The sequence below is a fragment of the Nocardia sp. NPDC004711 genome (assembly GCF_053601595.1).
On record NZ_JBSGCB010000011.1, the window covers coordinates 205135 to 215540 of the forward strand.

Consider the following 10406-nt stretch of genomic DNA (forward strand, 5'->3'; position numbering starts at 1 on the left):
TCGCCCGATATATGTTGGGCGGCAATGTCGTTAGCGTTCAGGACACGGATTCGGCCGCTTCCTCGGCGACCGCTCCGAGGTACGCCCGCTCGATCCGTTGCGGATCTTCCCGCAGCACGGCCGCCGTATCGGAATCGGCGACCGTCCCGTGCACAAGAATCGTGCCATGGTCGGCGACACCCAATGCCAGCTGCACGTGCTGTTCGACCAACAGCACGCTCATGCCCGCGTCGGCGAGAGTGCGCAGCACCGCGAGGATCTCGGCCACGATAACCGGGGCGAGACCCATGCTCAGCTCGTCGATGAGCAATACCTTGGGCCGCTGCAGGATCGCGCGTCCGATGGCCAACATCTGCTGTTCGCCGCCGGATAATCGACCGGCATCGACCGACAGCCGCTTCTCCAGCGCCGGAAAGTATTCGAGGACCTCGTCGATCGCGGAGCGTCGCCGACTTCGCTCGGTGACCGCGAGCAGCAGATTCTGCCGAGTGCTCAACTGGCGGAACAGCGCCCGGTCGTCGGGGACCAACACCATGCCCGCGCGCACCGCGGTCCGGGGACTGCCGCCGGCGAGATCGCGCTCGCCGACGCGGACTTCGCCGCCCGCCCGCGGCAGCAGACCTGCGAGCGTTGTCAGCAGGGTGGTCTTGCCCGCGCCGTTGGGCCCCAGCAGACAGGTGATCTCTCCCGCGCGCAGGCTCAGATCCACGCCGCGCAAGCACGGTCGCTGCTCCAGATAGCCGGCGGTGAGGCCACGGCATTCCAAGGCGGTCATGGCTCATGCCTCCTGACTGGTGAGTGCGCCTGTCCGCGGCTCGGGCGCGGTGTCGGGGTCGGCGGGGCCGCCGAGGTAGGCCCGCAATACCTCCGGGTTCGTCCGGATCGATTCCGGCGGGCCGCTGGCGATGACCTTGCCCAGATCGAGCACGATCACCCGGTCGCAGATGGTGAGCACCAGCTCCATATCGTGATCCACCAGCAGGATGGCCGCGCCCTCGTCGCGAACGGAGCGCAATCTCTCTCCGAGCCAACGGCTTTCGCTGCTGTCGAGACCGGCGGCCGGTTCGTCGAGCAGCGCCACGGTCGGCACGGCGGCCAGCACGCGCGCCATCGAGACCAGCTGTCGCTGCCCCTGTGACAGCGAGGCGGCCGTGGCGTCGGCCATGCCGCTCAGTCCCAGCACCGACAGGACTCGTGAGACACGCTGGGAAACAGGCAGTTTCGACCGCGACCTGGAGGCGCCGACCTGGACGTTCTCCGCGACGGTGAGGTCGTCGTAGAGTTCCACGTCCTGAAAGCTGCGGCCCAGACCCGATCGGCTGCGCCGATGCGGCGGGGTTCCCGAGATCGCGGCGCCGTTCAGGGTGATCGCACCGCCCGCCGAGGCGAAGCCGGTGACCGCGTCGATCAGGGTGGTCTTGCCCGCGCCGTTCGGCCCGATCAGGCCGACGATCTCACCGGGGAACACCTCGAAGCTGACATCCGACACCGCGACCACCGCCCCGTAGGAGACGCTCACTCCCTCGACCGACAGCAGCGGGGTGTCCGGGTTGCGGTGCGGTGGAGCTTCCACCGCCGCCTCGCCGGGCGGGATGCGTTCCGCGCGCCGGAGTTCGGGCCACCGGATCCGCGGCAATTTGTCGGCGATGCCGTCCGGGTTGGTCATCACCGTGACTATGAGCAGCACGCCGCTGAGCACCGCGTAGTAGTCACCGATGTGCAGGAAGCGATCGACCAGCAGGTACACCACGCCGCCCGGAGCCATGACACCGGCCAGGATCGCGCCGGTGATCGAGGTGACGCCCGCGATGTACATGACCGCGAACAACCCGATCCCCGCGAAGACCGTGAACGGCTCCGGCGTGGCCAGCCGCTGCTGGTATCCGAGCAGCGCGCCCGCCAGTCCCGCGATGAACGCGCCGATCGCGAAGGTGATCAGCTTGGTGCGCGCGACATCGATGCCCGCGGCCGCCGCCGACCGCTCGTTGGCGCGGACGGCGAGCATGTCGGTGCCGAGGCCGCTGCGCCGCAGCCACGCCACGGCCAGCCCGGCCAGGGTGAGAACGAGAAGACAGAGCAGCCCGAACGCGATCCGCGGATACGCATGTCCCACACCGATTCCGAGGTCGACTCCGAACAGCCGTGGCGTATCGATCGTCGCGCCGGCGACGCCTCCGTTGAGCCCGGGATTTCGGAACCAGAACGCCTCCACGAACATCGCCAGGGCCAGGGTCACCACTGTGAGCGGCAGGCCGCGTACCCGCAGCGCGGGCACCCCGACCACCACGCCCACCATGGTCGCGAACAACGCGGACAGGATCGGTGCGAACGGAAACCCTATTCCCAGATGCTGATTCACTACGCTCAACGCGTACGCCGAGACGCCTGCCAAGGTGAGCTGGGCGAGCGAGATCTGGCCCGCGTACCCGGTGACCACCACCTGCGACAGGGCCAGCACCCCGAAGATGATGCTGCTGACGACGGCCGCACGATAGCTGCCCGAGGTCGCCGTCAACGCCACCACGGCCCCGACCAGGGCGAGCCCCGCGGGAATCGCGATGTGGTCGGGTCTCGGTGCGCGGCCGAGCGATTTGCGCACCACGCTGCCGCGGTCGGGCAACGGCTGTCCCTTCACGACCAGGAAGCCCAGAATGAGGAGCAGCGAAATCCCCTCGGCCGTACCGGAATCCGGCATCCAGCTGTAGAGTCCGCGCAGGTTCGTGGCCTCGGCCTGCAGCGCCCCGATCACGATGCCCGCCGCGACGGTCAGCCAGATCGATCGGAAGTTGCCGACCAGGGTGGCCGCCAGCGCGGGCACGATGAACATCGAGTAGGCGACGGGATTGAGCGCCACCAGCGGTGCGATCAGGATGCCGCCCAGGCCCGCGACCACCGAGGACAGCGCCCAGTTGCTGAAGGCGATCCGGTCCGGTGACAGCCCGGTCAGGTATGCGCCTTTCTCCGACTCCGCTGCGGCTTCGGTCGCGACACCGAAACGGGTGAAGCGGAAGACGACCGTGGCGACGATGGCGATGCCGAGGATCGACACCGCGAGCCAGATCCGGTCGGTGGGCACGGTCCGGCTCCCGATGTGGAAGGTGTTGAGCGCGAAGATGGGCCGGACCGCGACCAGCCCTGTGCCGACCCGCTGGGCGATCATCGCCTGGATCACGATCATCAACCCGATCGACGCGACCGCCTTCGCCACCACTGAGGCTGTGCGCATCGGCCGGAACACCAGCGCGTAGCAGAGCACTCCGAGGACGGCGGCGAAGGCCAGAGAGATCGCCATGGCCGGGAGGAGGCCCAGCGGCCCACCGAGATGGATCGATTTGGGCAGTCCCGGTATCGGAACCAGCAGCTCTCCCTTGCGGAGCAGGGCATAGGTGTAGGCGGTGTACAGCGCGACCGTGCCGGTCGCGAAGTTCACCACACCCGAGCTCTTGAAGGTCATCACGAGCGCGAGCCCGATCGCCGCGTACACCGCCCCGTTTCCGAGGCCGAGCACGAGGTAGGAAAGATGGTCTGTCATGGCGTCTCTCTGGTCGAATCTCCGTGTCGCCCCGGGTTATCCGGTCACTTCGAGGTTGACGGGGACGCCCTTGTCGTTGAGCGTGCCGATCAGCATCTGGCGCGAGCAGATCGAGGGCATCTGCGGCACGGCCGTCCCGTCGCAGGTGAAGGTGACCCCACCCCCGGCGGGCATCTCCACTTTCTTGGAGGCCTTCAGCGCCTGAGCGATCCCAGCCGCATCGGCTTGGCCCTGCAGGCTCTTGGTCGCTCCCGCCAGAGCCATGACGAGCTGGTAACCCGACGACGCCGCACCGGTCACATTCACGTCCGGGGCGTACTTCTGCAGCACCGAGCGGTAGAGCACCGAATCCGGCCGGTCCGACAAGTAGTCGGTCGCGGTGATACCGATGCTGCCCTTGACCGCGTCCATACCGATGATGTTCGTGACGGAGGGATCCAGACAGGTCGGGATGTAGACCTTCTGCACATTCGGATCTGCGGTCAATACGGCCTTGTACACCGAGGCGCACGTACCGGCATCGGCCATGACGCTGATCCCGTCCGGCTTCGACGACAAGCCCGAGGTGACGAGCGGGGTCGGGTCCGGTACGCCCAGCGCGATCGGCACGACCTGGAACGCAACACCGAAGCCCTGGAAGATCGGAGCCCCCATCGCCTTGATCATGGCGCCGATCCCTCCGCCGTCACTGGCGAAGAGCGTGAACGACTTCATGTTCTGTTTCTTGGCCGCCGCAGCCATGGCGGTCAGCGTTCCGGGCAGACCGGCCGACAGCGACGAGGACTGCGGTGAGGTCAGCTCATCCGCCGACACGCCGTTCAGGGTGATGTACGGGATTGCCGCCCCGGCGACGATCGGGACGATCGCCGGCCCCTGCGAGGTTCCCGGTGACAGCACGGCCGCGACCTTCTGCTCCACCAATTCGTTGGCACACTTGGTCGCCGAGGTCGGCTCCTCCTGCTGTTTGCAGACCACGAGGTCGATCGGATGACCGGCGAGGCCGCCACCGTTCTTGTTCACGTACTCGGCCGCCGCCTGAGCACCCTCGCGCATCTCCGGAATCGAGACGACGGCGCCGCCCTCGGTGGAGATGAATCCGATCTTCACCGGTGCCCCGGCGGCGGGGTTGTCCGGTAGCGCGGTGGTGGACGCGCCTGCCACCGCGCTGTTGTTCGATCCGTTGTCACTGCTGCACGCGGTGACCCCCAGTGCCCCCAGCAGGGCCAAAGCGCTGATTCCGGCTAGTGCGCGCCGGTGGCGAGCATGTCCGCCAAGTTTCATGATCCGAACTCTCCTTACTGACGAGGAGAGGCCGCGCCTAGTGTTCCCCGGCATACCGGACTCCTCGCATGACGTGCATCACAGTCGATGACAGCGGCGATTATGTGCGGATCGAAGACGGGGTCGCCGATGGCGATTCCCGTCCACCGGGAAGGGCGGCGAGAATTTCCGCCCGCGCCCCGGGTCGAGGCAACCTACGTGATCCACTTCACGAATCGAGGTCGATGTGCCACTATTTTCAAATTGAAATAGCGACGTCAGTGCGTTGCCGTCGTCAGCGAGGAGCACAGCATGACCATGACACAGGAGATCCCTCCGGCCGAGGTGAACACTCCCAGCAACATCCTCGACCGAATGACTCTCGTCCTCGACGCCTTCGACGGGCATGAGAGCCTCGGCTTGACGGAGATCGTGAACCGAACCGGGCTTCCCAGCTCATCCGCGCATCGGATGCTCGACCGCCTGGTCCGCCTGCGCTGGCTGCACCGCGAAGGCCGCAGCTACAGCCTCGGCATCCGACTGGTCGAACTCGGCTCGCTGGCCGTCCATCAGGATCGGGTGCACGCGGCCGCCCGCGAACACCTGCACCATCTCTATCGCGCCACCGGAATGGTGGTGCACCTCGCGGTCCTCGACGGCGACGACGTGGTGTACCTGGACAAGATCGGCGGGCGGCTGGCGCCGCAGGTGCCGACGCGGATCGGCGGCCGACTGCCCGCCGCGCGCACGGCCCTGGGCAAGGCGCTGCTGGCATACCGGGATCACGACGAACCCGGCGGCGAGCTGATCCGGGAACTCGGATACGCGGTCGAGCGCAGTGGAACGCCGAGCGGCTTCGGATGCATCGCGGCTCCGATCGGAGAGGTAGGCGAGGCCAACACCGCGGTATCGATCTGCGGTCCCCGCACTCACATGAGTTTCGACAGCCGTCTGACGACGCCGGTCCAGCTCACCGCCGCCGCCATCGTGCGCAGCCTCAACATCGGCCGATTCGTCACCCCGACCCTGCAGCGCCGAAACATCCTGCGGGCGTTGCCGACCGCACCCTCCGTGCTCGCAGAGGGCTGAGCCACCCCGGCCGGTCTAGTCGGGCCGACTCCCCGGTTCGGGACCCTGATCACCGACGTCACGCCAGCTGCCCGGATGACGCGGCACCGGCATCCCCTCCGAGTCGGTGACCACCGCCGCGCGATAGTGCTCCGCCGCGGCGTCGATATCGGCCAGCAGCTGTTCGGCGAGCTCGATCTCGGCTTCGAAGTAGCGCTGCGACCACCGCAGGCTCATCTGGGTGAAAGCCCACCCCGGCTCCGGATCCGACCGATCGGCGTGTCCGCCGGCCTGCCGCGCACGCTCGCGCAGGTTCTCGATGTGGGCGCGCACGATACGTTTCAGCTGATCCGGCTCGTGCAGGTGTCCCATCCAGAGCCGAAGCATCACACCGTGTTTGAGCATCGGCGTCTCCACCTCGGCGTCGGCCGACCACTTCCGCAGTGCCGCCACGCCCTCCGGGGTGATGCGGTAGCGCCGGCGATTGCGCACCCCCGCGTCCGCGACAACCCGGGAGCTCACCAGCGACAGGTCTTCGAGCTTCTTGAGTTCGCTGTAGATCTGGCTGACCGAGGGGCTCCAGTAGAAGAAGCCGATGCTCCAGTCGGCCCACTTCCGCAGCTCGTTGCCGGTCAATTCCTCACCGAAGGACAGCATGCCCAGCACGGCCCAGCTGGTGGCCGGAAGGTTCGGAAACGAATCGCCGTCGGTACCCATGATCGCCGAGCTTACAAGGCCTTTCGGGCCTTCCCTCCAGGGTTGATCCCGGCTGACGGGAACGTGGTCATCGACCCGGCTCCGCCCCAATTACGTTGATCAACATGAGCGACAGCACCATCTACATCATCGACCGGATAGTGCTCAAACCAGGCGATGCCCGCGCGTTCATCGACGCCTATCTGAGCGAGTACGCGCCCGGTGCGCGTGCGCGAGGGCTGACGCTGGATCGGGTCCTGGTCAGTCCGCCGGTCTGGATCGACGGGGAGAGCAATGTCGTCACTGCGACCTGGACCGTCGCGGGTCCGCGGCGGTGGTGGGAGGCGGCGGTGAAGGGCCGCCATGATCCAGCGCACGCACGATGGTGGGAGTCCGTTTCCCCCATGATCGTCGAGCGCACCCGGTCCATGGCCACCGACGCCGACGCCGTCGAAGGGCTGTGCAATGTATAAGGTCACCCGATTGCTGCACCTTATCCACGCCGACGACGAAGTGGCCGTCGCGGCGGTGCTTCGCGAGGTCACCGCGGCGGCCGAATCGGCCGGAGCCCGTCACAGCCTCGTCGCGCGCACGCTGCCCGGCGCGCGTAACGGCGGCGATATCGTCGCCCACTTCCAGTTCGAATCGGAATCGGAATGGTCGAGCCAGCAGGCGACCATCGACGCCGTGACCCGCGGACCGGCCATCGATCGAGTCGACTCCGTCGAGTATGTCGGCGGATCCGCAGCTCAGGGGCGCGCGGGCCGCCGCCCATCGGCGAATCCGCCCGCGCTCTACCGCACATTGCTACTGCGCGTAGAGGATTCGGCGGCGCAGTCGGAGGTGGATCGGTTCGAGCACGCGATGCTCCAGATTCCCGAGCACGTCTCCGGCATCCGGGCCTGGCAGCTGAGCCGGGTCGCCCACGCCACCGGCGCGACGGGATGGACCCACGTGTGGGAACAGGAGTTCACCGATGTGGACGCGTTGCTCGGACCCTACATGAATCACCCGATCCACTGGGGTCATGTCGACCGCTGGTTCGATCCCGAGTGCCCCGAGCAGATCGTGAAAGACCGGGTGTGCCACAGCTTTTGCGCGATGTCGGCGCCGGTCCTCACGGACGCGGCGCCGACGGCGCTCTCAGCGGCGCAGGAACGCTAGGACAGCGTCCTCCCACGCCTGTTTCTGCTCGATCATCACCCAGTGACCGCAGTTGGGGAAGATGTGGACTTCCCCGTTCGGCAGCATGCGCATCGGGATCAACGCCATGTCGACCGGACTCACGCGATCATCACGCCCCCAGGTGACCAAAGTGGGCACCGTGAGCCGACGCAGATTCGCCCACCCGGGCGTGGTATCGGCCGACCGCATGGATTCGGCCATCCGCGCCAGGGCGGCGGCGCCGTACATGCGGCGTGAATTCTCCAGGGTCGCGGGATCGGTGGCCTGTTCCCACCGCTCCCGCACCAGCTCCTCGGTCACCAGCGCGGGGTTGAACACCATCGATCGCAGCCAGGCGGCGAGTGCCTCCTTGCTGGGATTGTCCACGAACTCGCTGAGCCGGATGATGCCCTCGCCGGGCTGCGGGCTGAACAGCGACGTTCCGATGCCGCCGATGGTGACCAATCGTTCCACCCGCTCGGGGGCGGCGAGGGCGAAGTCCGTCGCCACAAAGCCGCCCATCGAGTTGCCGATGATCCGGACCCGGTCCAGACCCAGCCCATCGAGAAACGCCGTCACCGCAGCCTGCGCGGAGACCATCGGATGTGGTGCGTCGAAATCGTCGCTGACACCGAACCCCGGCAACTCGAGCACGAGGGTCCGGAAGTGCCGCGCAAAAGTCGGCAGATTACCGCCGAAGTTACGCCAGCCGGTCACGCCGGGGCCGGAGCCGTGCAGGAGCAGCAATGGCGGCCCGTCGCCACTTTCGCGGTAGCGCAGCACACCTCGCTCGCTCGGGAGTTCGCGAAGTTCGGGGATCGCTGGGGTGTCGACGGCTGTAGTCATACCGCGAGCCTGGCACCACTGTGGCGGGCATCGGATCAGGTTTCCCGTTCAACGGCACAACACCCGCCGATCACCGTGCGTCCGTGGGCTTTCCAACCTGAAAAGCCGCATGCCGCCCGGCTCTCCGGCCGAAATACGAGCCCGCGCCCAATTGCGTGCCGCTCGCGTATCCCTTGCCGTCCTGCGCGAGTGTCGACGCACACGCACCCGCGGCGTACAGTCTCGCGACGATCGAACCGTCCGCACGCCGCACCTGGCCGTCGACGTTCGTCCGCAGGCCGCCCAAGGTGAACCCCGCATAGGAGGCTGCCCCGAGCGACAGGTCGAAGGCGGCCCATGGACCCTGATTTTGCGCCTCGAGATTCTCGGGCTGCTTGTGGAATCGAGGATCGGCCCCGGCCGCGGCGTGCGTGTTGTAGTCGTCGAGTGTCCGCCGCAGGTTTCCCTCCGGGATCTTCAGCGCCGCTTCCATCTCGGCGATCGAATCCCATCCGTCGATGAAGGGCACGAGTTGGAAGTCCCGTTTCTCCAGATGCGCTTGGTCCAGGATCAGATAAGCCTTCGCGTCCGGCTGTTCCAACACGAACCCTGCCGTGCGCGCGTGATAGGAGTCTTCGGCGACGAAACGCTGCCCGTGGGCATTGACGATGATGCCGGTGAGGTGGCGCCCGGGCGGGTAGATCGGCGCGGTGACGAAGCACTGGTCCATCTGCTCGGTCGCCGCTCCCACCGACATGCCGAGCCGGATGCCCAGCCCGTCGTCGAATGACGACCCGAGCGGATAGGGTTTCGCGGCCAGGTGGGGAACGAACTGCCGCACCATCTCCGAATTCATGACGAATCCCCCGGCCGCGAGGACGACCGCGCTCGCCCGAACGGCCCCGGTCTCACCGAAGCGCTTCCACCGAACGCCGACCACGGTCCCGGTCTCGTCGCAGATCAGCTGCCGCGCCGCAGTCTCGTACTGAACGGTGACGCCGAGCCGGGCGAGACGCTCGATGAGCAGGTTTGTCACCAACGCCGCTCCCCCGGTATCGCCGGAGACCGGCACCTTGTGACCACGCGGCGCCGGAGTCGCCAAATCCCGGTAGGGCCAAACCTTTTCGTTGCCGGTGTACATCAGGCCTTGTGTCCCGGGCTGGATCACGGCCTTGTCCGGGTAGTAGCTGCGCTCGAACCGGAACCCAAGGCCCTCCAGCCAGTCGAAATGCTCGACGCTGTCGACGCAGTAGTCGTGGATCTTGGCGAGATCGGGCTGCCGGGAGACGGCGATCAAGTACTTCTCCATCTCCTGCTCGCTGTCGGCGTGGCCGGTGGCGAGCTGCACCGCGGTGCCCCCGCCGAGATAGAAGTGCCCGCCCGCCATCGCCGAGGTACCGCCCCCGACGGCGGCCCGCTCCAGCACCAGTACCTCGACCCCGGCGGTCGCCGCCTCGGCCGCCGCACACCCGCCGGCGACACCCAGCCCCACGACGACCACGTCGACGTTCGCCGACCACTCCTCGACCTCCGACACCGACACAACTTCGGGAATCTCTGCGCTCATGTCGCAACCCTCACCGCAGTGTGCCGGACCGGTGTAGCTGATTCCCGCGCAACGGGATTCCGCCCGCGCGAGAAGCGAACAGCCCCATCGCAGCCGTGCCGACGGGTGCCCCTCAAAGCGGGTCTACGGCGAATTCCACTGCCGTGTCGAGGAAGTGGGCACACCGACTCCGCTTCCCTGCCAAGGACTGGCGAAGAAAAGGACGGCATTCACGCGAGACTCGAGCCCTTGGGGAATCGCGGTCGACTATCTGATCAATCGGGACCTCGACTTCGCCTACTGGCCGATCGTCGG

9 protein-coding genes are annotated in these 10406 nt (G+C 67.1%); 3 read left to right on the forward strand and 6 right to left on the reverse strand.

Features of this window, described 5'->3' with window-relative positions:
• Window positions 1–37: 37 nt before the first annotated feature.
• From ACWEKS_RS13605 to ACWEKS_RS13615, 3 genes are read right to left on the reverse strand one after another with little or no spacing between them, the layout of a single operon-like run.
• A complete protein-coding gene (locus ACWEKS_RS13605; RefSeq protein WP_452340352.1) occupies window positions 38–775 on the reverse strand; it encodes an ABC transporter ATP-binding protein in 738 nt (245 codons plus the stop codon).
• A gap of 3 nt (window positions 776–778) precedes the next feature.
• A complete protein-coding gene (locus ACWEKS_RS13610) occupies window positions 779–3532 on the reverse strand; it encodes an ABC transporter permease subunit (protein WP_452340353.1) in 2754 nt (917 codons plus the stop codon).
• Between the two features lie 36 nt (window positions 3533–3568).
• Entirely contained in the window at window positions 3569–4813 is a 1245-nt protein-coding gene (locus tag ACWEKS_RS13615) for an ABC transporter substrate-binding protein (protein WP_452340354.1), read from the reverse strand.
• Window positions 4814–5104: 291 nt separating this feature from the next.
• On the opposite strand from ACWEKS_RS13615, the gene ACWEKS_RS13620 reads away from it, so the two are divergent.
• On the forward strand, window positions 5105–5881 hold the full coding sequence (locus ACWEKS_RS13620) for an IclR family transcriptional regulator (protein ID WP_452340355.1): 777 nt from the start codon (window positions 5105–5107) through the stop codon (window positions 5879–5881).
• Window positions 5882–5896: 15 nt separating this feature from the next.
• Here the strand turns inward: ACWEKS_RS13620 and ACWEKS_RS13625 are convergent, their stop codons facing one another.
• Window positions 5897–6577, reverse strand: coding sequence for a helix-turn-helix transcriptional regulator (locus ACWEKS_RS13625; RefSeq protein WP_452340356.1), 681 nt, complete (start codon window positions 6575–6577; stop codon window positions 5897–5899).
• Window positions 6578–6681: 104 nt separating this feature from the next.
• Between ACWEKS_RS13625 and ACWEKS_RS13630 the strand changes: the two genes are divergently transcribed.
• Together ACWEKS_RS13630 and ACWEKS_RS13635 are read left to right on the forward strand one after the other, a co-directional pair.
• Window positions 6682–7029, forward strand: a complete 348-nt coding sequence (locus tag ACWEKS_RS13630; RefSeq protein ID WP_452340357.1) for a hypothetical protein — start codon at window positions 6682–6684, stop codon at window positions 7027–7029.
• A gap of 10 nt (window positions 7030–7039) precedes the next feature.
• Complete coding sequence (locus tag ACWEKS_RS13635; protein ID WP_452340358.1) at window positions 7040–7720, forward strand: Dabb family protein; 681 nt, start codon at window positions 7040–7042, stop codon at window positions 7718–7720.
• Here the strand turns inward: ACWEKS_RS13635 and ACWEKS_RS13640 are convergent.
• Both ACWEKS_RS13640 and ACWEKS_RS13645 read right to left on the reverse strand, forming a co-directional pair.
• Window positions 7700–8566 carry an alpha/beta fold hydrolase gene (locus ACWEKS_RS13640; RefSeq protein WP_452340359.1) on the reverse strand — a complete coding sequence of 289 codons (867 nt, stop codon included), beginning with the start codon at window positions 8564–8566 and terminating at the stop codon, window positions 7700–7702. The genes ACWEKS_RS13635 and ACWEKS_RS13640 overlap by 21 nt on opposite strands.
• 70 nt (window positions 8567–8636) lie before the next feature.
• Window positions 8637–10112 (reverse strand): FAD-binding protein, encoded by a 1476-nt coding sequence (locus ACWEKS_RS13645; RefSeq protein ID WP_452340360.1) that lies wholly within the window; start codon window positions 10110–10112, stop codon window positions 8637–8639.
• Between the last annotated feature and the right edge of the window lie 294 nt (window positions 10113–10406).